Origin of the sequence: Sinorhizobium mexicanum (assembly GCF_013488225.1) — a bacterium.
Classification (GTDB): domain Bacteria; phylum Pseudomonadota; class Alphaproteobacteria; order Rhizobiales; family Rhizobiaceae; genus Sinorhizobium; species Sinorhizobium mexicanum.
In genome coordinates this window covers 3,239,924-3,264,059 of the sequence record NZ_CP041238.1, presented here as the reverse complement: position 1 = coordinate 3,264,059, position 24,136 = coordinate 3,239,924, and the positions used below count along the sequence as shown (strand labels likewise).

Below are 24,136 nucleotides of genomic sequence, written 5' to 3'. Positions count from 1 at the left end.
GCAAAGCTGTCACTGAGGCAGGGGGCATCCATGTTTTCAGTGATTGCATGCATACGCAATGATCATGACTGGCGCCTGATCGCCGTCGCGGCGGTCGTTTGTCTTGCTGGCAGCGTCGCCACGATGCTGCTCCTCTTGCGCGCGCAGCGCAGCGAGGGCACTGAGCGGCGCCTTTGGACCGTCGCCTGCGCCCTGGCGTCCGGCGTCGGTATCTGGTCGACACATTTCATCGCGATGCTCGCCTATGATGGCGGCATACCGATCGCCTACGAGGTTCGAGGCACGACCCTCTCGGTGCTGGTGGCGATCGCGGCGTCCTGGATTGCATTTGCGGTGGCCCTGGCCGGGACCTTCCGTCATGCCTTCGCTGCCGGCGGCGTCTTGCTCGGCCTAGGCATCGCAGCGATGCATTTCACCGGCATGCGTGCGGTCGAAACACAAGGCCAGGTTACCTTCGATTTTGGATCGACGATGATCGCCATCATCTTCGGCACATTGATTGCCGGCGTCGCGCTTCATGCGTTTCAGACGCTGCGGGGCGTTCGCAGGCTGGTCGTGTCCACGGTCCTGCTCGTCCTTGCGATTTGCGCGATGCATTTCAAGTCGATGAGCGGCGTCAGCCTCGTGCCGGACCCGGGTATTGCCGCCGCCGATGCATTCGATGCCGCCTGGCTAGCGGGCGGCGTGATCGCCGCATCGACGACACTCATCCTCGTGGCTTTCGGCGCGCTTTTTCTCGACCGTCACCTCACCGATCTTCGCGGCCTCGTCAACGCGTCGCTCGAGGGCATGATGGTCGTCCGCGGCGATGAGATCGTCGATGTGAACGAGCGTTTCGCCGGCCTTTGTGGCCGGACCGCAAACGATCTGGCAAAGAGAAACCTCGCGGAGCTGTTCACGCAGGACCGGGAGCGGCCGGGGGATCGTCGGGCGTTCGGATCATGCGAACTCGAACTGCTTCACGCGGACGGGAGGCGAATTCCCGTCGAGTACATGTGCCGCACGATCGAATACCGGGGTCGCGAGTGCGACGTGATTTTCGTGCGCGATCTTAGCCAGCGCAAGGAGGCGGAACGCACGATCGAGCACCTTGCGCATCATGATGCCCTGACGGATCTTTCGAACCGCAGTTCCTTCGATCGCCGCATGGCGCAGGCGATCGCCGTAGCGAGCGCAAGGAACGAGCCATTGGCCGTCTTCTGTCTCGACCTCGATCGCTTCAAGGCCGTCAACGATATTTTCGGTCACGGAGAAGGCGATCGCATCCTGCGCAAGGTGGCCGACATCCTGCGTACAGCATGCGCGGAAGGCGATACGATCGCGCGGCTCGGCGGCGACGAATTCGCGATCATCCAGCCTTCCGCCGGACCCGAGGCGGCGCGGCAATTGTCGAAGCGCATTCTCAGGTTTTTTGCCGAGGAAATGGACACCAGCCGTGACCCGATGGCCGTCGGCGTCAGCATCGGTGTGGCGATCTATCCGGCCGACGGAATGACGGCGGACCGGCTTTGCAACAACGCCGATACGGCGCTTTACCGGGCCAAGCAGACCGGGAAGGGCATTGCCTGCTTCTTCGACGCCGAGATGGATGCAGCGGTGCGCACGCGCCGGCAGATGGAAAACGACCTTCGGCACGCAGTCGTCAGACGTCAGCTTTTTCTTGAATACCAGCCGCTCGTCGACGTTCGTGACGACAGGGTCGTCGGCTACGAGGCGCTGTTGCGCTGGCAGCATCCCGACCGCGGTCTCGTCAGCCCCAGTGTTTTCATTCCGATTGCCGAGGAAAGCGGCTCGATCATCCAGATCGGTGAGTGGGTGCTCGAGCAGGCTTGCCTTGAGGCGGTCCGATGGAACGAGCCGCTGGCGATTTCAGTCAATATATCGCCGGTCCAGTTTCTGCTTCCCAACCTCTTTGACCAGATCGAGGGGATCCTGAGGCGCACCGGTCTCGAGCCGCGCCGGCTGGAACTGGAGATCACCGAAGCAGTGCTCATGCACAACAGAGATGACGTGCTGGCGACGCTCGTCCGGTTGCGACTGCTCGGCGTCCGCATCGTCATGGATGATTTCGGGACGGGGCACTCTTCGCTCAGCAATCTCCAGACCTTCCCCTTTGACAAGCTGAAGATCGATTGCAGCTTCACCGCGGCTCTCGACAAGGATCCGGCGGCGCACGCCATCATCCGCGCGATCATCGCCCTAGGTCAAAGCCTCAACCTGCCGGTGGTGACCGAAGGTGTCGAAACAGAGCGGCAGAAGCAGATCATCGTCGAAGAGGGATGCCGGCAGATACAGGGCTTTCTCTCCGGTCGCCCGGGGCGCGCGCCGAGCTCCAGCCAGCCGGCGCAGGATCGGCTGAAAAGACTTGAGGGGTGATTTTCACCGAATGAAAAAGGCCGGGTTTAAAGCCCGGCCTGGATGTTTCGTCGAAAACGCCGCCGTCAGGCGATGCTGACCTGGCGTTTCTCGGCAACCGACTTCAAGGCCGCGTCGGCCAGTGCCAGCGCCGCGAGGCCGTCCTTGCCGGAGGGCGTGATCTCCGCACCTTTTTCGATCGCGGCGATGAAGCTCTCGATCTCGTTTGCATAAGCCTCGGTATAGCGCGTCATGAAGAAGTCGTGCAGCGGCGGACGCGTGTAGCCTTCGCCGGTGGCGATTTCGATCGATACGGGGCGCTGGTTTTCCGCCGAGACGACGCCCTTCGATCCGTGAACCTCGATGCGTTGATCGTAGCCATAGGTGGCACGGCGAGAATTCGAGATGACCGCCTGCCTGCCGGAGGCCGTCTGCAGGATGACCGAGACGCTGTCATAGTCGCCGGCCTCGCCGATCGCCTTGTCCACCAGCACCGCAGCGGTGGCGGTCACGGTCACGGGTTCTTCCCCGAGCAGGAAGCGCGCCATGTCGAAATCGTGGATCGTCATGTCGCGGAAGATGCCGCCCGAGCGCTTGATATAGTCGACCGGCGGCGCACCCGGATCGCGCGAGGTGATCGTCACCATCTCGACATTGCCGATGCGGCCGTCGTCGATTGCCTTGCGTACGGCCATGAAATGCGGGTCGAAGCGGCGGTTGAAGCCGACCATCAGCTTGGCCTTTGTATCCGACACGATCTTGAGGCAGGCCCTCACGCGCTCGACATCGAGATCGATCGGCTTTTCGCAGAAGATCGCCTTGCCGGCGTGGGCAAAGCGCTCGATCAGGTCGGCATGCGTATCGGTCGGCGTGCAGATGACGACCGCATCGATATCGGCAGCGCTTTCGATTGCCTCGATCGTGCGCACTTCGCAGCCATAGGCCTCGGCAATGGCATCCGCCGCCGCCGGGAACGCGTCGGCAACCGCGACAAGCACGGCGTCAGGATTGCCGCTGACGGCTTTCGCGTGAACCTTGCCGATGCGGCCGGCGCCCAGAAGACCAAATCTCACTGTCATGTTCGTCTCTCTCGAAATCCGGTCGCAACCGGAAGGGAACGCGATGATGACGCTCATCGCGCGAAGGCGTCGCGGGCAGCATTGCCCGCGCATGCATAGGAATGTGACGACGGTTGATATCCTGCGCGCCGCGGCGAGGTGTGCCTCTCTCCCTTGGCTCCATTCCGATCCTGTCTCGCGTTTGCGACAATTTCACGAGCGACGGAATGAAAAGGCTAGTTTTTCAAATTTCGGAATTTTTATTCCATTTATGCCGGTGTCGTCAAGGCTGGGTTTGTGACGGCACACTTGCGGACGCGGCCAATTTGCCCATACAAGGAAGCCACTTTGCACGCTCGCCCGAGAGACAGAATGCTCAAGTTCATCGATCCGGATCACCCTTTCTACCGCCCCTTGTGGATCCGTCTGTTGATCGTCGCCGCCTGTGCCGCGTGGACGGCGGTCGAGTTCAGCAACGGCCAGGTGACTTGGGGCATGATCTTTCTGGCTGTGACTGCCTATGCAGGCTGTGCCCTCTTGATCTTTTTCAAGCCGAAGCAATCGGCCGATGACAAAGCCGATACGGAGGACGCGTCGAAGTGAAGGTCATGTCGACCTGTTGTCGCGCGGCAGCCTTCGCGACGCTTCGTCGATGAGCATATTGGCGAGCTTCATCCGGATGGTGGCGTTGGCCCTGAATTCGGCCGGTAATCTGTCCGGGTGGTTGGCGGCGGCGAACCGCCGTCGCTTGGCAGCGAGCGTCGCGGCCGTCTCCTGCTCCTGCAGCACGAGGTCGGCGGCAACGTCAGCGAGACTCGTGCGTCTCAGATAATCGGGCATCACCGGCGGCTGCGCCTTCTCGGCCGGCGCGAGCTCACGATAGGCTCGCTCCACGGCATCGAATGCGGTTGCGGCCGCCGAAGACGTGTCGACGATGAAGCCTGGCGAGAAGCCCGCTTTCCCGTGCCGGAATACCTGCACGCCGACGTCCTCGTCGCACGCGTCGCCCTGCTGCTCCGCCTTCAATCGCTCGAGCACCGACTGAAACAGCGACATGCCGAACATGACGTTGCCCTTCCCAAAAGCATTCATTCAAGGCGAAGCAATTTGCGCCAATCGAACGAAGCACTGATCTTGGGCGATCCTGCCCTACGAGGGTTATGCGGGCCTGATCACGCCCTGCTTTGCTTCAGGATCAGGTCGTAGAGCAGCTTTGCGCTTGGCGGCAGGGCACGGCCTTCGGCGGTGATGAGGCCGTAGGGCTTGATGCGTATCGGGAATTGCGTCGGCAGCACGCGAATATCGCCGGCGGGCGTCCCGTTGCCGGCGACGAGGTTTGCGACATCGAGGGCGACTGGCGCGATCGCATTGGTGTTTCGAACGATCGATAGGGTCAGGATGATCGAGGATGTGTTGATGACAGTTGCCGGCAGCCGAACGCCGGCGGAGACGAAGCTGTCCTCGACCGCGCGGCGCAATAGCGTGCCCGGCGGCTGGAACACCCAGTCGTAGCCCGGCAGATCATGGGCACTGGCAAATGGCTTGTCGAGAAGGGGATGGCCTTCGCGAACGATCAGGCAGACTTCCTCGAAGCCGATCTCCACCATGTTGAAGAGACGCGGATTGAAATCGTCTGGGATGCGACCGACGACGAAGTCGTGACGCGCCGCCAGGAGTTCGCGGGTCAGCACATTGCTGTTGTCGATCTGCACATTGATCTCGATGCCCGGATAGGCGGTCGAAACCTGGCGGATGGCAGGCACGGCGAGGTTAAGGGCGGGGCCGGTGACGGAGCCGAGCGATACCGAGCCGCCGCTGCCGGTTTTCAATTCATTGATCTCGCGCGCGGCCTCGCGCAGTTCGAGAAAGATCGTGCGCGCCCGTCGCGCAAGGGCCTCGCCATAACGGGTCAGTTCGACGCCGCGCGCCACCCGTTCGCAAATCGGCGCCTTCATGATCGCTTCGATTTCGGCGAGCATGCGCGACGCCGCGGGTTGCGAGATGCCGAGCGAATCGGCGGCGGTGCTGATGCGGCGATGATCCTCGATCGCCAGGATGAGTCTCATGTGATTGATCTTCAGCCCCGACCGAAGGAGGCCGGTATCGAGGAGTTCGTCCGCCATCCCGGTGGCATTCGCTCTGCTGTCCGCTGTCACGGCACTGGTCCCGTTTCTGAAAAGTTTTAATAATCACACTCTTTTGAAGTGGTATACCAAGTTTGATATGCATGCAAAGCGATATTGTATTTGACAGTTATGTCGATTGATTCCAGTTTCGCTTCCGATGCGCCAGTGCATGCGGGAGTATGTGGGGCCGGGAGGGCTTTCCTTCACCTTGAACCACCGCCGGAGACAAGCTCTCCGCGCCGGTGGATCGCTGCGCATATGACGGGGCCTGCCGGCTTCAACACTCAGGGAGAGATCTGATGAAATTGATTACTTCGCTTCTCGCAGCCGCGGCGATTTCCGTCGCGTCGTTTGCTGCACCGGTCTTCGCACAGGACAAGGGCACGGTCGGCATCTCCATGCCGACGAAGACGTCGACCCGCTGGATTTCCGACGGCGAGACGATGGAGAAGCTGTTCAAGGACGCCGGCTACACGCCGGATCTGCAGTTCGCTGACGACGACATTCCGAACCAGCTCGCACAGATCGAGAACATGGTGACGAAGGGCGCGAAGGTTCTCGTGATCGGCGCCATCGACGGCACCACGCTGTCCGACATCTTGCAGAAAGCACACGACGCTGGCGTCAAGGTCATCGCCTATGACCGGCTCATCCGCGACTCCGGCAACGTCGATTACTACGCGACCTTCGACAACTTCCAGGTCGGCGTCCTGCAGGCGACGTCGCTCGTCAACGGCCTGAAGCTCGACGGCGCGACCGAGCCGAAGAACATCGAACTCTTCGGCGGTTCGCCGGATGACAACAACGCCTTCTTCTTCTACGACGGCGCCATGTCGGTCCTGCAGCCCTTGATCGACAGCGGCAAGATCGTCGTGAAGTCCGGCCAGACGGGCATGGATCAGGTCGGCACCCTGCGTTGGGACGGCGCTGTCGCCCAGGCCCGCATGGAAAACCTGCTTTCGTCCACCTACACCGATGCCAAGGTTGACGGCGTGCTCTCTCCCTATGACGGTCTCTCGATCGGCATCATCTCGGCTCTGAAGGGCGTCGGCTACGGCTCCGGCGACATGCCGATGCCGGTAGTCACCGGTCAGGACGCTGAACTGCCGTCGGTCAAGTCGATCCTCGCCGACGAACAGAATTCGACTGTCTTCAAGGACACCCGCGAACTCGCCAAGGTCACCGTCGGCATGGTCAACGCGATCATGGATGGCAAGGAGCCGGAAGTGAACGACACCAAGACCTATGAAAACGGTGTCAAGGTTGTTCCGTCCTACCTCCTGAAGCCGGTTGCGGTCGACAAGTCCAACGCCAAGGAAATCCTTGTCGGCTCGGGCTACTACACGGAAGACCAGATCAACAACTGATCCCATCGAACATGGAGGGTCCGCGATCCGTTGCGGACCCTTTTCTCTGGATAAGGGAGTCTGTAGTCTCTCGCAGACTGCCGCTGGAATGCTGAACATGGACAATATCATTCTGGAAATGCGGGGCATCACCAAGACGTTTCCGGGCGTCAAGGCGCTGGACAACGTCAGCTTCAAGGTCCGCGAAGGTGAAATTCACGCTCTCGTAGGTGAAAATGGTGCCGGCAAGTCGACCTTGATGAAGGTGCTGAGCGGCGTCTATCCGGCCGGAACCTACGAGGGTGAGATCCACTATGACGGCGAGGTGCGCCGCTTCAGCACGATCTCGGACAGCGAGCATCTCGGCATCATCATCATTCACCAGGAGCTGGCGCTCGTTCCGCTGCTGTCGATCGCCGAAAACATCTTTCTCGGCAACGAGGTCGCCAGCAAGGGCGTGATCCACTGGCCGCAGACCTTTGCCCGCACGCAGGAGCTCTTGAACAAGGTGGGCTTGAAGGAGCCGCCTGCGACCCTCATCACCGATATCGGTGTCGGCAAGCAGCAACTGGTGGAGATCGCCAAGGCGCTTTCCAAGAAGGTCCGGCTGCTGATCCTCGACGAACCGACCGCCTCGCTCAACGAGACCGATTCCGACGCGCTTTTGAAGCTGCTCATGGAGTTTCGCAAGCAGGGCATGACGTCGATCATCATCTCGCACAAGCTCAACGAGATTAAGAAGGTCGCGGACCAGATCACCATCCTGCGCGACGGCGGCACGGTTGAAACACTCGACTGTCAGAAGGAAGACATCAGCGAGGACCGGATCATCAAGGGCATGGTCGGCCGCGCGATGGAAGACCGCTACCCGCCCCGCGAACCGCATATCGGCGAGACGTTGCTCGAAGTGAAGAACTGGAACGTCTTCCATCAGCATCACCGCGACCGCCAATTCCTGCACGATGTCAGCTTCAATGTTCGCGCCGGCGAGGTCGTCGGCATCGCCGGGCTGATGGGTGCCGGCCGCACCGAAACGGTGATGAGCATCTTCGGCAAGTCATGGGGACACAAGATCACCGGCGAGGTGACCATGCGCGGCACGCCGGTGGACGTGAGCACGATCCCCCGCGCGATCAAGGCGGGCCTTGCGTATGTCACGGAAGACCGCAAGCAGCTCGGTCTCGTGCTGATCAACAACATCAAGGACAATACGACGCTCGCCAACCTGAGCGCGGTCGCGTCGAACGGCGTCATCGACGAGCGCAAGGAGCGAAAGGTCGCTGCGGACTATCGCTCGAAGCTCCGTATCCGTTCGCATTCGATCTATCAGGAGACGGTGAACCTTTCGGGCGGCAACCAGCAGAAGGTCGTGCTGTCCAAGTGGCTGTTCACCAATCCCGAGGTTCTCATACTCGACGAGCCGACGCGCGGTATCGACATCGGCGCGAAGTACGAGATCTACACCATCATCAACCAACTCGCGGCCGAGGGCAAAGGCATCCTGATGATTTCGTCGGAGATGCCGGAACTGCTCGGAACCTGCGATCGCATCTATGTCATGAACGAAGGGCGCATTGTGGCAGAGCTTTCCCAGGAGGAAGCGAGCCAGGAATCCATCATGCGCGCCATCATGCGTTCAGGGGAGAAACACTAATGGTCGCCGATACGAGCACCCACACCACCAAGCCGTCGATCGGTGACTATCTCAGGAACAACATCCGCGAATACGGCCTTCTGGTCGCGCTCGTGATCATCATGCTGTTCTTTCAGTTCGTGACCAACGGCGTTCTCTTCAGGCCGGTGAACATCACGAACCTGGTGCTGCAGAACTCGTTCATCGTCATCATGGCGCTGGGCATGCTGTTGATCATCGTCGCCGGGCATATCGACCTTTCCGTGGGCTCGATCGTGGCCTTCATCGGCGCCATCTCGGCGATCATGCTGGTCAAATGGGGTCTGCCCGCCTTTGTCGTTGTTCCCGCCTGTCTTGTCGTCGGCGGCATCATGGGGGCGGCGCAGGGCTATTGGGTAGCCTACCAGAAAATCCCGTCCTTCATCGTCACGCTAGCGGGCATGCTGGTGTTCCGCGGAATGACCTATGTGGTTCTCGGCGGACGCCCGATCGGACCGTTTCCCAAGGATTTCCAGATTCTTTCGACCGGCTTCGTTCCTGATTTTCTCTACTTCCTCAACCCAAGCCCCGAGGTCATCAAGAACATGGTGGCGCTGCTGGCGGTGCTGGCGCTGGTCGGCTATGCAATCTTTGCCGGCCTGCGCAATCGCCGCATCAACGAGCAGCACGGCACGGAAAACGAGCCTTTCGTCTTCTTCGCCGTTCAGATGGCGGTTATCGGCGTTGTTGCGCTATTCATCGGCTTCCAGCTCTCGACCTATCGCGGCCTGCCGAACGTGCTCATCATCATGGGCGTGCTGATCGCTGCCTATACGTTCATCACCAGCCGGTCGACGATCGGCCGGCGGATCTATGCGATGGGCGGCAACGAAAAGGCTGCCAAGCTCTCCGGCATCAACACGGAACGGCTGACGTTCTACGCTTTCGTGAACATGGGTGTGCTCGCTGCCCTTGCCGGCATGATCATCACGGCACGGTTGAACTCGGCCACGCCGAAGGCCGGCGTCGGGTTCGAGCTCGACGTGATCGCCGCCTGCTTCATCGGCGGAGCGTCGGCTTCTGGCGGTGTCGGCAAAATCACCGGTGCGGTGATCGGCGCCTTCATCATGGGCGTGATGAACAACGGCATGTCGATCATGGGCATCGGCATCGACTACCAGCAGCTTATCAAGGGCCTCGTACTGCTCGCAGCCGTATTCTTCGACGTCTACAACAAGAACAAGGGCAAGGGCTGATCGGATTTCCGGTCAGCTCTCAAGTTAACAAGTGAACGGGCGGCCTTTCTGGCTGCTGTAGATGGGTGGTGCGAGCCACCCTCAGGGCGACGCATTGCCTTTCCTCAAGGAAGGGCTGGCCGAAGCCAACTCGACTAGGAAGGACAGGAACGTGCTGATTTCTCAGGTCAGGAAGCAAGACGGATCGGTTGCAGTCGCCGTACGGGCGCCGGGCGAAACGGCCCGCGTCGTCAAGGGAGCGGAAAGCGTATACGCGTTGGCGGTGGAAGCGGCCAACGGCGGCAAGAGCCTCAAGGCGGTCATCGACGCCAAGGGTGTCGGCGAAACGATCGATCTCGAGGAGGCCTATGCCGAAGGGCGGATGCTGCCGCCGATCACGCATCCCGATCCCGCCCATCTGCATCTCACCGGAACTGGCTTGACCCATCTTGGCTCCGCGGCAACGCGCGATGCGATGCACAAGAAGACGGCCGAGGCAGCGGAAGAGACGCTGACCGATTCGATGAGGATGTTCCGCATGGGGCTCGAGGGCGGCAAGCCGAAGCCCGGTGAAAAGGGTGTCCAGCCGGAATGGTTCTACAAGGGCAATGGCACCTCGGCGGTCGCGCCCGGCCAAGCCCTCGTTTCCCCGGCCTTTGCGGAAGATGGCGGCGAGGAGCCGGAAATGGCGGGCATCTATGTCATCTCCGACAAGGGCGTGCCCTATCGCCTCGGCTTTGCTGTTGCCAACGAGTTTTCCGATCACAAGACCGAGCGGGTCAACTATCTCTGGCTCGCCCATTCCAAGCTGCGCCAAGCGAGCTTCGGCCCGGAAATTCGCATCGGTGCGGCGCCTGACGACATTCGCGGCACCTCCCGCATCCTGCGCGGCGGCAAGGCATTGTGGGAAAAGCCGTTTCTTTCCGGCGAAGCCAACATGTCGCACAGCTTCGCCAACCTCGAATATCACCATTTCAAGTACGGTCTCTTCCGTGTGCCGGGCGACGTGCATGTGCACATGTTCGGCACGGCGACGCTTTCCTTCGGTGACGGCATCCGCACGGAGGAAGGCGACGTATTCGAGATCGAGGCTGAAGAATTCGGCCTGCCGCTGCGCAACCCGCTGACGATTGCCGCAGAGGAAGAAATCGACATACGTCAACTCTGATCTGCTACGGCAGCCGAGGCCGCAACGGGCGGCCTGTTGTCGCGTCAAGAAGACAAGGAGGCTTAAGGCCCATGACACTTCATCAGAACCTGATCGCCGGCGAATGGGTCGGCACCGACGGTGTCGCCAACGTCAATCCGTCGAACACCAACGATGTCATCGGCGACTATGCCCGTGCCAGCGCCGATGATGCGAAGGCAGCGATTGCGGCCGCCAAGGCGGCGTTTCCGGCCTGGTCGCGCTCCGGCCTCCTCGAGCGCCATGCGATCCTGAAGAAGACCGCCGACGAGATCATCGCGCGCAAGGACGAGCTCGGGCGGCTGCTGTCGCGCGAGGAGGGCAAGACGCTCGCGGAAGGCATCGGCGAGACCGTGCGGGCCGGCCAGATCTTCGAATTCTTCGCCGGCGAAGCCTTGCGGTTGGCCGGCGAGGTCATCCCCTCGGTCCGGCCGGGGATCGGCATCGAGATCACCCGCGAGCCGGTCGGTGTCGTCGGCATCATCACCCCGTGGAACTTCCCGATCGCCATTCCGGCCTGGAAGGTCGCCCCGGCGCTCTGCTACGGCAACACCGTCGTCTTCAAGCCGGCCGAACTGGTGCCGGGCTGCTCGTGGGCGATCGTCGACATTCTCCACCGTGCCGGCCTGCCGAAGGGCGTGTTGAACCTCGTCATGGGCAAGGGCTCGGTTGTCGGCCAGGCGATGCTCGACAGCCCCGACATCCAGGCGATCACCTTTACCGGTTCGGTCGGCACCGGCAAGCGCGTGGCCGCCGCCTCCGTCGAGCACAATCGCAAGTTTCAACTCGAGATGGGCGGCAAGAACCCGTTCGTCGTGCTCGATGATGCCGATCTTTCGGTCGCCGTCGAGGCTGCGGTCAACTCGGCCTTCTTCTCGACTGGCCAGCGCTGCACCGCCTCCTCGCGCCTGATCGTTACCGAAGGCATTCACGACAAATTCGTCGCGGCGATGGGCGAGCGGATGAAAGGCCTTGTCATCGACGACGCGCTGAAGGCCGGCACCCATATCGGCCCGGTCGTCGACCAGGGCCAGCTGAACCAGGACACCGATTATATCGCCATCGGACAGCAGGAAGGCGCCAGGCTCGCCTTCGGCGGCGAACTGATCTCGCGCGACACGCCCGGCTTCTATCTTGAGCCGGCGCTGTTCACCGAGGCGACCAATGCGATGCGGATTTCCCGAGAAGAGATCTTCGGTCCGGTCGCGGCGGTGATCCGGGTGAAGGACTACGACGAGGCGCTGGCCGTTGCCAACGACACTCCGTTCGGGCTTTCCTCCGGCATCGCCACCACCAGCCTCAAGCATGCGACGCATTTCAAGCGCAATGCCGAGGCCGGCATGGTGATGGTCAACCTGCCGACGGCCGGCGTCGATTTCCACGTGCCGTTCGGCGGCCGCAAGGGTTCGTCCTACGGCTCACGCGAGCAGGGCAAATACGCCGCCGAATTCTACACAACCGTCAAGACAGCCTACACGCTGGCTTGAAGAGTTTAGAGCGGGATGCGGGCGGAAAGCCGCACACACTTTTCCCATCCCGCTCTCAAGCCCACGTGATTTCGCCCGCTGCGATGCGGGGTTAAAGAGGAAGCAATGAAGAAGAAAGCTGAGTGGCCGCGCAAACTCCGTTCACAGGAATGGTTCGGCGGAACGGGCAAGAATGCCATCATGCATCGCTCCTGGATGAAGAACCAGGGGCTCCCCGCCGATACCTTCGACGGTCGGCCGATCATCGGCATTTGCAATACCTGGTCCGAGCTTACGCCCTGCAATGCGCATCTGCGTGACCTTGCGGAGCGCGTAAAGCGCGGCGTCTACGAGGCGGGTGGCTTCCCGGTTGAGTTCCCCGTCTTCTCAACGGGCGAAAGCACGCTGAGGCCGACAGCGATGATGTTCCGCAATCTCGCGGCCATGGACGTCGAGGAATCGATCCGGGGCAACCCGGTCGATGGAGTTGTGCTGCTCGGCGGCTGTGACAAGACCACGCCCAGCCTTCTGATGGGGGCGGCGAGCGTCGACATTCCGGCAATTGTCGTCTCCGGCGGTCCGATGCTCAACGGCAAGTGGCGCGGCAAGGACGTCGGTTCCGGGACCGCGGTCTGGCAGTTTTCCGAGATGGTCAAGTCCGGCGAGATGACGCTGGACGAGTTCATGGACGCTGAGCAGGGCATGGCCCGTTCGGCCGGAAGCTGCATGACCATGGGCACGGCCTCTACCATGGCGTCGATGGCCGAAGCGCTCGGCATGACGCTCTCCGGCAACGCCGCCATCCCCGCCGTCGATGCGCGTCGCCGGGTAATTTCCCAGCTCACCGGCCGCCGTATCGTCGAGATGGTCAAGGAAGACCTGAAGCCTTCCGACATCCTGACCAAGCAGGCCTTCGAAAACGCCATCCGCGTCAATGGCGCGGTCGGCGGCTCCACCAACGCGGTCCTGCACCTGCTCGCGCTCGCCGGCCGCATCGGCGTCGATCTTTCGCTCGACGATTGGGATCGGCTCGGCCGCGACGTGCCGACGATCGTCAACCTGCAGCCGTCGGGCAAGTACCTGATGGAGGAATTCTATTACGCCGGCGGCCTGCCGGTCGTCATCAAGGCCGTGGCCGAGATGGGGCTTCTGCACAACGACGCCATCACGGTGAGCGGCGACACGATCTGGAACGACGTCAAGGGCGTCGTCAACTACAACGAAGACGTCATCCTGCCGCGCGAGAAGGCGCTGACGAAGTCCGGCGGCATCGCCGTTCTGCGTGGTAACCTCGCCCCGAGGGGCGCCGTGCTGAAGCCTTCGGCCGCATCGCCGCATCTGATGCAGCACAAGGGCCGCGCCGTCGTCTTCGAAAGCATCGAGGACTATCACGCGCGCATCAACCGTGAAGATCTCGACATCGACGAGAACTGCATAATGGTGCTGAAATATTGCGGTCCCAAGGGCTATCCGGGCATGGCCGAGGTCGGCAACATGGGCCTGCCGCCCAAGGTGCTGAAGAAGGGCATCACGGACATGATCCGCATTTCGGACGCGCGCATGTCGGGCACGGCTTACGGCACCGTCATCCTCCATACCGCCCCGGAGGCGGCCGAAGGAGGACCTTTGGCGCTCGTCCAAAACGGCGACCTGATCGAAGTCGATATCCCGAACCGCACGCTGCATCTCGACGTTTCGGATGAGGAGCTTGCCCGCCGCCGTACGGCCTGGGTATCGCCGGTCGAGCCGCTCAAGGGTGGTTACGGCGGGCTCTATATCAAGACGGTCATGCAAGCCGATACCGGCGCCGACCTCGACTTCCTCGTGGGTGCGCGCGGCGATCGCATCCCAATGGACCGCGACAGCCATTGATTGGGTTTGCGAGGGGCCGTTGCCCCCCGCATTTGCACCTCACCTAACCCTCTCCCCGTAAGCACGGGGAGCGGGGACTGGGGCGGCGCCGCGAGTCCCTTCGCCCCGCTTGCGGGGAGAAGGTGGCCGGCAGGCCGAATGAGGGGCAGGCCCGGGCGTCATTACCCGGAAATGCCTCGCCATCTACTGACTCTGGCTTTGGCTCTGCTCGCCTTGTTTCTGGCTTTGCGTCTGCCCCTGCTTCTCGACCGTCACGGCCACCTTCAATGTCTCGCTGGCGGCGCCGTGTACCAGCCCGGAAATCGGCGCGGCATCGCGGTAGCAGAGGCCGGACGCGATCCGGACATAGCGGTCGTCCGGGCAGATCTTGTTGGCGGGGTCGAAGCCGACCCAGCCCAAGCCGGCGAGATGGACCTCCGCCCAAGCGTGGCTCGCCGTCTGCTCCGGATGGCCTTCCATCATCAGATAGCCGGAAAGATAGCGGGCGGGGAGGCCGAGCGTGCGCGCGGCGGAAATCAGGATGTGGGCGTGGTCCTGACAGACGCCCTTGCCGCGCTCCAACGCTTCCTCTGCGGTGGTTTCTGTCTGCGTGTCGCCGGGCTTGTATTCGACCGTTTCGTGGATGAGCGCCATCAGCGAATGCACGCGCTCGAGGTCGGTGTCGCCTTCGGCCGATTTCGCGAGATCGCGGATCAGCTTCCCCGCTTTGCTGAGCGGCGTTTCGCGTGCATAGAGCCATAGCGGCACGAAGGAGTGATGCGGGCCGAAAACGCCGGCGCGATCCTCCGTCTCCACCTCACCGATGGCGACGATCCGTATGGCTTGGCGGTCTCCCTCGACGCTGACGAGGTGCGTGCGATTGCCGAAGTGGTCGTCGTAGGACACCTCGACGGCCGCGCCCTCGACGCGAGTCTCCCAATTCAGGACCGTTTGGCCCACTTGTGTCGTCGGCGTCAGCCGCAACCGCTGCAGGGCATACTGCACCGGTTCATCGTAATGATATTCGGTCGTGTGGCTGATTTTCAGGTGCATGCTCTTCTCCTGAAGCTCAGTGATAGAACCGATAGCCGTCAGAGATTTCCTGGCCCAGACGGTTGTTGTCGCTGATGAACTCCTCGAGATATTCGTGCAGCCCCTGATCCATGATGTCGTTCATCGAACGGCTGCGGAGCGCCGCAAGCGTCTGCTCGGCGGTCTCGTGCGCCGCATGCGTCTCGCCGTATTCACGCGCGAGATAGCCGAGATTGCTGACGATCTTTTCGTAGCAATAGGCCAGCGACCGCGGCATGCGTCCGTTGGAGATGAGGAAGTCGGCGATGTTCGCCGGCTTGAGCTCGGCGTCGTAGACCCAGCCATAGGCGCGATGGGCTGAGACGGAGCGCAGGATCGATTCCCATTGCACGTTGTCCATCGACGAGCCGACGGCAGCGACGGCCGGCAGCAGCACGTAATATTTCACGTCGAGAATACGCGCCGTATTGTCCGCCCGCTCGATGAAGGTTCCAATGCGCGAGAAGTTGAAGATCTCGTTCCTCAGCATCGTGCCATGGAAGGCGCCGCGGATGAGGCCGGCGCGGCGCTTGATCGTGTCGATGATCTCGGGCAGGTCGGCGGGCCGTGCCTTCTTCGCCAGCATCGCCTTCATCTCGATCCAGCATTCGTTGGTCGCTTCCCAGGTCTCGCGCGTTAGCGCCGTGCGGACCATGCGGGCATTGTGGCGGCCGGCCTCGATGCAGGACATGACGCTCGAGGGATTGGCGCGGTCGCGAAGCAGGAAGTCGATGGCATCGCTGCTCGTCAGCGTCTCGTGCACTTCGTCATAGAGTTCGCGCACACCGGCGCTCTGCAGCACACCATCCCAGTCGTCCTCGGTCGCTTCGCTGCGGGTCAGCGACATACGCAGGCCCGCATCGATCAGGCGGGCGCTGTTCTCCGCGCGCTCGATATAGCGGAACATCCAGTAGAGGCCGTTCGCAGTTCTTCCCAGCATCGCGTCAGTCCTCCAGTACCCAGGTATCCTTGGTGCCGCCCCCCTGGCTGGAATTGACCACCAGGGAGCCGGCTTTCAGCGCGACGCGGGTCAAGCCGCCGGGAATGATCTGCACCTTGTCGGAGACGAGGACGTAGGGACGCAGGTCGACATGGCGAGGAGCGATGCCCTTGTTGACGAGGATCGGAACGGTGGACAGCGACAATGTCGGCTGGGCGATGTAGTTGCCGGGGCGCGCCTTCAGCTTCTCGGCGAAGGTGGTCCGTTCTTTCCTGGTTGCGGTCGGGCCGACGAGCATGCCGTAACCGCCGGAACCGTGGACTTCCTTGATTACCAGTTCCTCGATGTGTTCGAGCACGTATTTGAGGCTCTGCGGCTCCGAGCAGCGCCAGGTCGGCACGTTCTCGAGCAAGGGCTTGCGGCCGGTGTAGAACTCGACGATTTCCGGCATATAGGAATAGATCGCCTTGTCGTCGGAAATGCCGGTGCCGGGCGCGTTGGCGATGGTGATGTTGCCGGACCGATAGACGTCCATGATGCCGGGGATGCCGAGCGCGGAATCGGCGCGGAAGGTGAGGGGATCGAGGAAGTCGTCGTCGACGCGGCGGTAGAGCACGTCGATCGCCTCGTAGCCGCGCGTCGTGCGCATCTTCACCTTGCCGTCGATAACGCGCAGGTCCGAGCCCTCGACCAATTCGACGCCCATCATGTCCGCAAGGAAGGCGTGCTCGTAGAAGGCGGAGTTGTAGATACCGGGGGTCAGCACGGCGACACGCGGCTTCCCGCTGCACCCGGGCGGCGCCAGCGAGGCGAGGCTTTGGCGAAGCAGGTACGGATAGTTCTCGACCGGCCGCACGCGGTTCTGGTGAAAGAGCTCCGGGAACATCTGCATCATGGTCTCCCGGTTTTCCAGCATGTAGCTGACACCGGACGGCGTGCGGGCGTTGTCCTCGAGCACGTAGAACTGGTCTTCGCCGGTGCGCACGATGTCGGTGCCGACGATGTGCGTGTAGACGCCGCCCGGTGGCCTGAAGCCGATCATCTGCGGCAGGAAGGCATCGTTTTTCTCGATCAACTCGCGCGGGATGCGACCGGCGCGGACGATCTCCTGCTTATGGTAGATGTCGTCGAGGAAGGCGTTAAGCGCGATCACCCGCTGTTCGATGCCTTGCGCCAGCTTCCGCCACTCTCGGCCGGAAATGATGCGGGGAATAAGGTCGAAGGGGATGAGCTTTTCGGAGGAGTCTGCGTGTCCGTAGACCGCGAAGGTGATGCCCGTCTTGCGGAAGATATTCTCCGCTTCTTTTGATTTCGCGATGAGCCGATTTCTGTCCTGGCTGGCATACCATTCATTGTAGGTCGAATATGGCTGTCGCGGACTGCTGTCCGCATTCATCATTTCGTCAAATGCCAACGGCGTGGTCCCCTTATTTTTGACCATTTGAGTACAATGGTTGATGCAATGCAAGAAGCGTGCACATTCGAGGATCGAGAATTTTTGAGCCGCCTTCAAAGTCTTTCGGGACGCGGCTGCTGCGGTCGCGAGCGGCCGAAATCCGTCGCAGCCGGCGGCGGGCTCCCGGCGACTTCTCCATGTGCGTTGGGAAATCGGCAGGTGCCTGAAATTTGAGCATTCGGCGGAAGGCGATGGGAGGAAGCGAAATGGCGATAGCGTTCGAAATCGTGGAGCGCCCGGCGCAAAAGATCACGGGTCACCTCTGGGAGGGCACATTCGTCGAGGCGGCCGACGGTGCCGTTCGCCGCCTGATCGCCGAGACGCAGGAGCATCGTCGGCGCGCGCATCCCGAAGATCATTCGACCCTGATCGGTCTCTCCTGGAATGATCGGTCGGACGGCTTCCGTTATCTCGTCGGCTATGTGGGTGAGGACGGCGGAACCTTCACCCAGCCGCAGCATGTGGAACTGCCGGCCATGCGTCTGGTAACGATGATCCATCGTCCCGAGAGCTCGGATGTCTTCGTGGATTACGGCAGGATGTTCGACTGGATCGCAGCCGAGGGGCACGTCGTCGATACGACCCATTTCCACTATCGTGAGGAATACGAGGCCGGGTTCGTTTCACCCGCGACCTCGTCGCTCAGGCTTATGGTTCCGATTCGCTGATGGTGAGCATCAGAAAAATTGCTTTGACCGATTGCCGCATGCGCTTTATCCGCGGGCGTGCTCGTATCAGCCCACGACCTCCGGCACCCGACTAAATCTGCCGCGGGCGTGCCCAGCCATGGAAAAACCGATGACGCTTGCCCGTTTGGCCCCGGCCATCTTCGTCCTGCTCTGGTCCACCGGCTGGGTTGTCGCCAAATATGCGGCCTTTTTCGCCGATCCGCTGACTTTTCTCGTGCTGCGTTATACCTTCGCGATCCTGCTCTTCATCGGCTTCTGCGTCGTGACGGGCGCTCGCTGGCCACGCTCCTGGACGACGATCGGTCATGCTATCGTGTCGGGGATGTTTCTCCACGGGCTCTATCTGGGTGCCGTGTGGTGGGCCATCGGGCAGGGGGTGCCGGCGGCGATTTCCGGCATCATCGCCGGGCTGCAGCCATTGATGACCGCAGCCGTCGCGCCGCTCCTGATCAACGAAAACCTGACCCGGCAGCAGCAGACCGGGCTGGTGCTCGGATTTTTCGGCATTGCGCTCGCGGTGCTGCCGAAAATGGTGGCGATCGATACCGCCGCGACGCCGATCCAGATCCTGCCTGTTCTCGTCAACGTGCTTGGCATGGCGGCCGTCACCTACGGCACGCTCTACCAGAAACGGCACCTTCAAAATGGAGACATCCGTGCCATCGCGACGCTGCAATATGCCGGCGCCCTGATCGTCACCGTTCCTCTCGCGCTCGCGCTTGAGGACCTGCAGGTCACCTGGAACCTGCAGCTTGTCGGCGCGCTGGTCTGGTCGGTGCTTGGCCTGTCGATGGGTGCGATCGCGCTGTTGCTCTATCTCATCCGTCGCGGACAGGTCTCGCGGGCTGCCTCGCTGATCTATCTGGTGCCGCCACTTGCAGCCGTTCAGGCGGCGCTCTTCTTCGGCGAAGCCCTGACCCTGCCGATGATCGTCGGCACCATCATCGCCGTGATGGGGGTCTATCTCACCAACCGGAAGGCCGCTCGCCCGGTGCCGTCCGGCGACGCGGCCCGCAGCGCTGCCGCCAGGTAGATCGCTGGCGCCGAAGCATTGCCGCCGTCGATAGCTGAAACAGCGGGCACTCTCGGAGCTTGCAAATCAAATGACCAAAGCATTGCTGATAATCGACGTTCAAAACGCCATTCTATCGGGAAAGGGCACGCTGGAGCGTCAGCCGCACATCGATGCGGCGCTAGAGGAGACCGTCGCACGACTCAGCATGCTTCAGGTTAAGGCGCGAACTGCTGGCGTCCCGGTTGTGTTGGTCCAGCATGACGGCGACAAAGATCATCGATTGGCCGTCGGGACACATGGTTGGGCCATCCGCGACGAGATCGCGCCGAGGGAGAGCGACGTGGTCGTTCACAAGAAGAGTTGCGACTCGTTCTTTGAGACTGATCTTGCGAAGCGCCTCGCGGAACGGTCCGCGAGGCATCTGATCATCGGCGGATGCATGTCACAATTCTGTGTCGACACGACCGTCAGGCGGGCCGTTACGCTCGGATACGACGTGACGCTTGTTGCGGATGGGCACATGACCGCTGACTCGGGAAGCCTGCCGTTTCCCGAGATTGTGGCGCATCACAATGAAACGCTCGATGGATTCGATGCCGGCAGAGCCAAAGTGAGTGTTTGCCCCGCTGCCGAAATAGCCTTCTGACGAAGGTCTCAGCATAACGCGCGACCGCAGAAACTCCGCGATCGCGCTTGGCATTTTTGCGCTACGCCGCGCAGGCGTCAGCCCTGGCGAGCACCATTGTCGGTACGACGGTTTCCGCGGCCGCTTTCATGGCGGTTGCCGGGCTGCCCGTCACGCTGGCGTCGGCCCTCGTGCTTCGATGCCGGACGGCCGCGGTGTTTCCGACCCTCGTGATTGCGGTTGCCTTCCGACCGGCCTTCATGATGGCCGTGGCCCGGCTGGCGCTGATCCCGGCGGTCGTGCTTCGGCGGACGCCGTTCGTCCCGCAGCAGATCGTCCCCGGCAAAGCTCGACGGGGCTGCCGCCGGTTCGCGCGCCGGACGCTCGCGATGCGGACGCCCTTCCTGTCGGTGGCCGCCGCCGTTGCCATGACGCTGGCCGTTGCCGCGACCGCCGCGTCCCTTGGACGGACGCGCCTGATCGGCCGGTGCCTCGCCGCTGGCGATGGCGATCTGGATGCCCATCAGCTTCTCGATGTCACGGAGCAGGCGGATTTCGTCCGGGGTGCAGAAGGCGATCGCGATACCGTCGCGGCCGTTGCGGGCCGTGCGGCCGATGCGATGGACGTAGGCGTCCGGGACTTCCGGCAGGTCGTAGTTGTAGACATGCGTGACGCCCGGAATGTCGATGCCACGGGCGGCGACATCGGTTGCAACGAGCACCCGGATTTCACCATCGCGGAAGGCCTTCAGCGCACGCTCGCGCTGGCCCTGGCTCTTGTTGCCATGGATCGACGCGGCCTTGAAGCCGACGTGGTCCAGATGCTTCATCAGCTTCTCGGCGCCGTGCTTAGTGCGGCTGAAGATGAGCGAAAGGCCGTCGGGATTGTCGGAAAGCGACTGCTTGAGGATCGAGGTCTTCAAGTCTTTGCCGGGAACGAAGTGGACGTATTGCTCGATCTTGTCGGCGGCCTTGCCCGGCGGGGTGACTTCGACCTTGAGCGGATCGGTCAGGTATTCGCCGGCGAGTTCGGCGATCTGCTTCGGCATGGTCGCCGAGAAGAGCAGCGTCTGGCGGTTCTTCGGCACCAGCTTCGCGATCTTGCGCAGGTCGTGGATGAAGCCGAGGTCGAGCATCTGGTCGGCCTCGTCGAGCACGAGATAGCGGCCCTGGGTCAGCGTCACCGCCTTGCGATTGACGAGGTCCAGCAGGCGGCCGGGGGTCGCGACAAGAATGTCGACGCCACGGGCGAGCTGTTCGGTCTGCTTGTTGATCGAGACCCCACCGACGACGACGCCGATCTTGAGCGGCGTCTTCTTGACGAAGACCTTGAGGTTGGCGGCGATCTGGTTGACGAGCTCGCGGGTCGGAGCGAGGACGAGGGCGCGGATGTTGCGTGGGTCGGCGCGCTTGCCGTCGGCAACCAGCCTCTCGATCATGGGCAGGCCGAAGGCGGCCGTCTTGCCGGTTCCCGTCTGGGCAAGACCGATGAGGTCGTGGCCCTTGAGGACGACGGGAATGGCCTGCGTCTGGATGGGCGTCGGCTTCTCAAAACCATTGGCGGCAAGCGTCGCCAAAATCTGCTGGGAGAGGCCAAGCTCTTTGAATGTGGACAATGGATATACCTTTCGGGGACGCCAAACACATTCGCCGGAATCGCCGTATTGCAATTCCGGTTAGTCTGGCATCAAGAACCCCGCGTGAATTGGGAACTTGTGGGTTAAAGAAAAATCGTCATGCGCCTGTGCTGCCGCCGATCGCGGCGAATGTTTGCGCTTTTCCTTCTTCACGGCTTGAAAGTGGTTGCCGAGGGCGCGCTCACGCGGCGGCCGGAAGGTGACGCTGCGCCGATGTCGTTGTTTTTACCGGAAAAGTCAAGATCTATCTTTTCGCACGTGCGAAGCGGCGCTCCGATTCAGTCGATCACGAGCTCGAAATCGGCTCCGGCCATCGGTTGACCGTTGATCAGAACGACGACCCTGTGCGCGCCGGCATAGTAGCGTCGCGTCGTGATCGTTCGGATCGAGTGCAGCTTCTCGATTTCGAAGGCGGCACCGGATTCGAGCGTCGTTGTCGTCCACTTGAACACTTTCGGCGCCGTTGTGCCGTTCGCCTTCTGGTGATGCACGGCGTAGTCAATCATGACTTTTTGCTTGGCCGCGCCGGAATTCCGTATTTCCAGACCGAAGCGAAGATGCTCGCCGAGGCGGACAAGGGGCGTGCCCAGCGTCAGGCTGGCATCGATGCCTGACAACGCACCGAAACCGAAGTTGGCGAGTGCCGCCGCATGCCCCTGCTTCATGAGCGTGCGGCAGGCGTGGCGGAGCAATCTCAGGCGTTCCGGCGATGCGCGGTCGACATGCGCGGCCGCGAACTGTGCGACGAGATCCGGGTGATCCTTGGCGATGTCGTTGAGGCTGTTCGCGACGGAGCGGCGCACGTAATCTTCGGGGTCGTCGATCAGCGCTACGAGGATCGGAAGGATCGGCTTTGGATCGCGGATCAGTTCCGGCAGCCGCATGGCCCAGGGCAGGCGCGGGCGCGTGCCTTCGCTTGCCAGCCGCCGGACGTGATGATTGTCGTCGCTCGTCCAGCTGGAGATTATTGCCAGCGCTCGTTGCTGGTCCCGATGGATGAAAGCGCGGATGCCGAATTCCGCGGTGAAATGCGGTGTCAGGCGGCGCAGCAGCGAGAGCGAGAGTTCGAAATCGTCCAGGCCGCGAGCCGCGATGAACTGGTTTACCGGGAGTAGTGCCCAGCCGCTCAGCCCTGGTGTGTCGTTTCCCGGCAGCGCCCGCTGCAGGATCTCGGCGGCGGCAGGGAAATCTTCCGGCAGCGTCTGAAGGAGCGCGTCGCGGATTCGCAGCGATCGCTCCATCAATTCGAGCGAATCCAGGTCATGCGATGCGAGCGCAATGAAGCGCTCGCCGTCGAATGTATCCGCATTCCGGTCGAGATGCGTGGCGATTTCAAGGACGACTCCCGGATGCAGAAGGTTCTTGAGTGGTTCAGCCATAAGTCAGCGCCATCTTCTCCGCTCAGATCTGCTGTTCGGTGACGAAGTGCTGCATTAGCCTTACCCGCGTGATCGCCGCCATGTACGGTGTAAATTCCGGGTCGTTCAGCACCCGCTGGCCGGCGGCCTCGGCGGCATCGAGTGTTTCCCACTCGACCAGGTCAGCGAGCAGATCGGTCATTTCGCAGGCAGTCACGGCGCGCCACGAGACGAAACCGGGATAGCGGGACACGGCCTGCATGGCGCGGCCGCGAGCGACGAGTGCTGCCTTCTTGTCTCGCACGGTGCAGAGTGCCAGTTCGAGTACACGTTGGGCCATCATCGTTGCCTCCTTTCAACACAGCTTGACTTAATCACACTCCAACTGCCAGCCTTATGGCCATAGTGTTTGGGGAGGCGAAATCATGCGGCCCGCCGATCGGTTGTTTCGGATCATTCAACTCCTGCGTGCCTCTGGCAAGGCAATGACGGCGCGGGAAATTGCCGAAAGGATGGAAGTCGCGCCGCGCACGATCTATCGCGACATGGAGCACCTGATGGCGTCGGGAGCGCCGATCGATGGCGAACGCGGCGTGGGTTACCTCCTGCGGGAGGCCTTTGACGCGCCGCCGCTCACCTTCACCTTCGAGCAACTGGAGGCAATCGCATTTGGCGCGCGCGCCGTTCAGATGCTTGGCGACAGACGTCTGGCGCAAGCCGCGCGCGAGGCGATAGACAAGATCGGACATGGACTGCCGCCGGATCACGCAAAAAGGTTGAGAGAGGTACCGTTGAGGGCCTTCCGCTCGGCAATGCAGCCCGATCCGCCCCGACTGCTGGGCGAAATACGTCAGGCGATTGCGACCAGGCGGAAGCTGCAGTTGACTTACGAAAGCCTTGCAGAACTAACGTCGGAGCGTACAATCTGGCCGCTCGGCCTTAGCGTTTTCGGGCACAACTGGCTGCTCACGGCCTGGTGCGAATTGCGCCATGACTTCCGTGATTTTCGGGTTGATAGGATCGCTTCACTCAAGATCGAGCGGGAGCAATACGAACCAACACCGGAGCGCAGCTTCGACGCCTACCTTGCCCGAATGTAGTCCGGTCGCG

At 62.0% G+C, this 24,136-nt stretch carries 21 protein-coding genes; 12 read left to right on the top strand and 9 right to left on the bottom strand.

The genetic code is table 11. The annotated features are described in order from the left end of the window. Nucleotides 1–30 precede the first annotated feature (30 nt). Nucleotides 31–2,376 carry a bifunctional diguanylate cyclase/phosphodiesterase gene (locus tag FKV68_RS15435; RefSeq protein ID WP_180938673.1) on the top strand — a complete coding sequence of 782 codons (2,346 nt, stop codon included), beginning with the start codon at nt 31–33 and terminating at the stop codon, nt 2,374–2,376. 65 nt (nt 2,377–2,441) lie between these two features. Here the strand turns inward: FKV68_RS15435 and iolG are convergent, their stop codons facing one another. Continuing rightward, nucleotides 2,442–3,434, bottom strand: coding sequence for an inositol 2-dehydrogenase (iolG, locus tag FKV68_RS15430; RefSeq protein WP_180938672.1), 993 nt, complete (start codon nt 3,432–3,434; stop codon nt 2,442–2,444). A 351-nt stretch (nt 3,435–3,785) separates the two neighbouring features. Here iolG and FKV68_RS15425 point away from each other — a divergent pair, with 351 nt between their 5' ends. After that, a complete protein-coding gene (locus FKV68_RS15425) occupies nt 3,786–4,016 on the top strand; it encodes a hypothetical protein (protein WP_180938671.1) in 231 nt (76 codons plus the stop codon). Nucleotides 4,017–4,019: 3 nt separating this feature from the next. On the opposite strand, the gene FKV68_RS15420 is transcribed toward FKV68_RS15425, so the two are convergent. Both FKV68_RS15420 and FKV68_RS15415 read right to left on the bottom strand, forming a co-directional pair. Then, nucleotides 4,020–4,478 (bottom strand): hypothetical protein, encoded by a 459-nt coding sequence (locus FKV68_RS15420; RefSeq protein WP_180938670.1) that lies wholly within the window; start codon nt 4,476–4,478, stop codon nt 4,020–4,022. A gap of 107 nt (nt 4,479–4,585) precedes the next feature. Beyond that, a complete protein-coding gene (locus FKV68_RS15415) occupies nt 4,586–5,536 on the bottom strand; it encodes a LysR family transcriptional regulator (RefSeq protein ID WP_180941525.1) in 951 nt (316 codons plus the stop codon). 302 nt (nt 5,537–5,838) lie between these two features. On the opposite strand from FKV68_RS15415, the gene chvE reads away from it, so the two are divergent. The 6 genes from chvE (at nt 5,839) to araD (ending at nt 14,256) form a co-directional block, all read left to right on the top strand. Next, nucleotides 5,839–6,906 carry a multiple monosaccharide ABC transporter substrate-binding protein gene (chvE, locus tag FKV68_RS15410; RefSeq protein ID WP_180938669.1) on the top strand — a complete coding sequence of 356 codons (1,068 nt, stop codon included), beginning with the start codon at nt 5,839–5,841 and terminating at the stop codon, nt 6,904–6,906. Between the two features lie 97 nt (nt 6,907–7,003). Next, nucleotides 7,004–8,539, top strand: coding sequence for a multiple monosaccharide ABC transporter ATP-binding protein (gene mmsA, locus FKV68_RS15405; protein WP_180938668.1), 1,536 nt, complete (start codon nt 7,004–7,006; stop codon nt 8,537–8,539). Beyond that, nucleotides 8,539–9,753 carry a multiple monosaccharide ABC transporter permease gene (mmsB, locus tag FKV68_RS15400; protein WP_180938667.1) on the top strand — a complete coding sequence of 405 codons (1,215 nt, stop codon included), beginning with the start codon at nt 8,539–8,541 and terminating at the stop codon, nt 9,751–9,753. The genes mmsA and mmsB overlap by 1 nt, the downstream gene beginning before the upstream one ends. Nucleotides 9,754–9,904: 151 nt before the next feature. Next, nucleotides 9,905–10,900, top strand: coding sequence for an AraD1 family protein (araD1, locus tag FKV68_RS15395; protein ID WP_180941524.1), 996 nt, complete (start codon nt 9,905–9,907; stop codon nt 10,898–10,900). A gap of 71 nt (nt 10,901–10,971) precedes the next feature. After that, entirely contained in the window at nt 10,972–12,405 is a 1,434-nt protein-coding gene (locus FKV68_RS15390) for an aldehyde dehydrogenase family protein (protein WP_180938666.1), read from the top strand. Nucleotides 12,406–12,510: 105 nt separating this feature from the next. Beyond that, nucleotides 12,511–14,256, top strand: a complete 1,746-nt coding sequence (gene araD, locus FKV68_RS15385; protein ID WP_180938665.1) for an L-arabinonate dehydratase — start codon at nt 12,511–12,513, stop codon at nt 14,254–14,256. Between the two features lie 183 nt (nt 14,257–14,439). On the opposite strand, the gene FKV68_RS15380 is transcribed toward araD, so the two are convergent. From FKV68_RS15380 to FKV68_RS15370, 3 genes are read right to left on the bottom strand one after another with little or no spacing between them, the layout of a single operon-like run. Continuing rightward, nucleotides 14,440–15,288 (bottom strand): transglutaminase family protein, encoded by an 849-nt coding sequence (locus FKV68_RS15380; protein ID WP_180938664.1) that lies wholly within the window; start codon nt 15,286–15,288, stop codon nt 14,440–14,442. Between the two features lie 16 nt (nt 15,289–15,304). Next, nucleotides 15,305–16,246, bottom strand: coding sequence for an alpha-E domain-containing protein (locus tag FKV68_RS15375; RefSeq protein ID WP_180938663.1), 942 nt, complete (start codon nt 16,244–16,246; stop codon nt 15,305–15,307). A 4-nt stretch (nt 16,247–16,250) separates the two neighbouring features. After that, nucleotides 16,251–17,645 (bottom strand): circularly permuted type 2 ATP-grasp protein, encoded by a 1,395-nt coding sequence (locus tag FKV68_RS15370; protein ID WP_180941523.1) that lies wholly within the window; start codon nt 17,643–17,645, stop codon nt 16,251–16,253. A 263-nt stretch (nt 17,646–17,908) separates the two neighbouring features. Between FKV68_RS15370 and FKV68_RS15365 the strand changes: the two genes are divergently transcribed. From FKV68_RS15365 to FKV68_RS15355, 3 genes are all read left to right on the top strand, one after another. Beyond that, nucleotides 17,909–18,370, top strand: a complete 462-nt coding sequence (locus FKV68_RS15365; RefSeq protein ID WP_180938662.1) for a GyrI-like domain-containing protein — start codon at nt 17,909–17,911, stop codon at nt 18,368–18,370. Between the two features lie 130 nt (nt 18,371–18,500). Further along, on the top strand, nt 18,501–19,424 hold the full coding sequence (locus tag FKV68_RS15360; protein WP_180938661.1) for a DMT family transporter: 924 nt from the start codon (nt 18,501–18,503) through the stop codon (nt 19,422–19,424). A gap of 70 nt (nt 19,425–19,494) precedes the next feature. Further along, nucleotides 19,495–20,052, top strand: a complete 558-nt coding sequence (locus FKV68_RS15355) for a cysteine hydrolase family protein (RefSeq protein WP_180938660.1) — start codon at nt 19,495–19,497, stop codon at nt 20,050–20,052. 77 nt (nt 20,053–20,129) lie between these two features. Here the strand turns inward: FKV68_RS15355 and FKV68_RS15350 are convergent, their stop codons facing one another. The 3 genes from FKV68_RS15350 to FKV68_RS15340 form a co-directional block, all read right to left on the bottom strand. Next, nucleotides 20,130–21,647 carry a DEAD/DEAH box helicase gene (locus tag FKV68_RS15350; protein ID WP_180938659.1) on the bottom strand — a complete coding sequence of 506 codons (1,518 nt, stop codon included), beginning with the start codon at nt 21,645–21,647 and terminating at the stop codon, nt 20,130–20,132. A 299-nt stretch (nt 21,648–21,946) separates the two neighbouring features. Further along, nucleotides 21,947–23,047 carry a DNA alkylation repair protein gene (locus tag FKV68_RS15345; RefSeq protein WP_180938658.1) on the bottom strand — a complete coding sequence of 367 codons (1,101 nt, stop codon included), beginning with the start codon at nt 23,045–23,047 and terminating at the stop codon, nt 21,947–21,949. A 22-nt stretch (nt 23,048–23,069) separates the two neighbouring features. Next, entirely contained in the window at nt 23,070–23,369 is a 300-nt protein-coding gene (locus FKV68_RS15340; protein ID WP_180938657.1) for a hypothetical protein, read from the bottom strand. A gap of 82 nt (nt 23,370–23,451) precedes the next feature. Between FKV68_RS15340 and FKV68_RS15335 the strand changes: the two genes are divergently transcribed. Then, complete coding sequence (locus tag FKV68_RS15335) at nt 23,452–24,126, top strand: helix-turn-helix transcriptional regulator (protein WP_180938656.1); 675 nt, start codon at nt 23,452–23,454, stop codon at nt 24,124–24,126. Nucleotides 24,127–24,136 lie beyond the last annotated feature (10 nt).

Excerpts from the sequence above, each read along its gene's own strand:
- FKV68_RS15380 (WP_180938664.1), bottom strand. The coding sequence starts at position 15,288 with ATGCACCTGAAAATCAGCCACACGACCGAATATCATTACGATGAACCG.
- FKV68_RS15365 (WP_180938662.1), top strand. The coding sequence starts at position 17,909 with ATGGCGATAGCGTTCGAAATCGTGGAGCGCCCGGCGCAAAAGATCACG.
- FKV68_RS15375 (WP_180938663.1), bottom strand. The coding sequence starts at position 16,246 with ATGCTGGGAAGAACTGCGAACGGCCTCTACTGGATGTTCCGCTATATC.
- iolG (WP_180938672.1), bottom strand. The coding sequence starts at position 3,434 with ATGACAGTGAGATTTGGTCTTCTGGGCGCCGGCCGCATCGGCAAGGTT.
- FKV68_RS15340 (WP_180938657.1), bottom strand. The coding sequence starts at position 23,369 with ATGATGGCCCAACGTGTACTCGAACTGGCACTCTGCACCGTGCGAGAC.
- FKV68_RS15390 (WP_180938666.1), top strand. The coding sequence starts at position 10,972 with ATGACACTTCATCAGAACCTGATCGCCGGCGAATGGGTCGGCACCGAC.
- FKV68_RS15370 (WP_180941523.1), bottom strand. The coding sequence starts at position 17,645 with ATGATGAATGCGGACAGCAGTCCGCGACAGCCATATTCGACCTACAAT.
- FKV68_RS15355 (WP_180938660.1), top strand. The coding sequence starts at position 19,495 with ATGACCAAAGCATTGCTGATAATCGACGTTCAAAACGCCATTCTATCG.
- mmsA (WP_180938668.1), top strand. The coding sequence starts at position 7,004 with ATGGACAATATCATTCTGGAAATGCGGGGCATCACCAAGACGTTTCCG.
- FKV68_RS15420 (WP_180938670.1), bottom strand. The coding sequence starts at position 4,478 with ATGTTCGGCATGTCGCTGTTTCAGTCGGTGCTCGAGCGATTGAAGGCG.
- FKV68_RS15335 (WP_180938656.1), top strand. The coding sequence starts at position 23,452 with ATGCGGCCCGCCGATCGGTTGTTTCGGATCATTCAACTCCTGCGTGCC.
- FKV68_RS15415 (WP_180941525.1), bottom strand. The coding sequence starts at position 5,536 with ATGGCGGACGAACTCCTCGATACCGGCCTCCTTCGGTCGGGGCTGAAG.
- FKV68_RS15435 (WP_180938673.1), top strand. The coding sequence starts at position 31 with ATGTTTTCAGTGATTGCATGCATACGCAATGATCATGACTGGCGCCTG.
- mmsB (WP_180938667.1), top strand. The coding sequence starts at position 8,539 with ATGGTCGCCGATACGAGCACCCACACCACCAAGCCGTCGATCGGTGAC.
- FKV68_RS15360 (WP_180938661.1), top strand. The coding sequence starts at position 18,501 with ATGACGCTTGCCCGTTTGGCCCCGGCCATCTTCGTCCTGCTCTGGTCC.
- FKV68_RS15345 (WP_180938658.1), bottom strand. The coding sequence starts at position 23,047 with ATGGCTGAACCACTCAAGAACCTTCTGCATCCGGGAGTCGTCCTTGAA.
- FKV68_RS15425 (WP_180938671.1), top strand. The coding sequence starts at position 3,786 with ATGCTCAAGTTCATCGATCCGGATCACCCTTTCTACCGCCCCTTGTGG.
- chvE (WP_180938669.1), top strand. The coding sequence starts at position 5,839 with ATGAAATTGATTACTTCGCTTCTCGCAGCCGCGGCGATTTCCGTCGCG.
- araD (WP_180938665.1), top strand. The coding sequence starts at position 12,511 with ATGAAGAAGAAAGCTGAGTGGCCGCGCAAACTCCGTTCACAGGAATGG.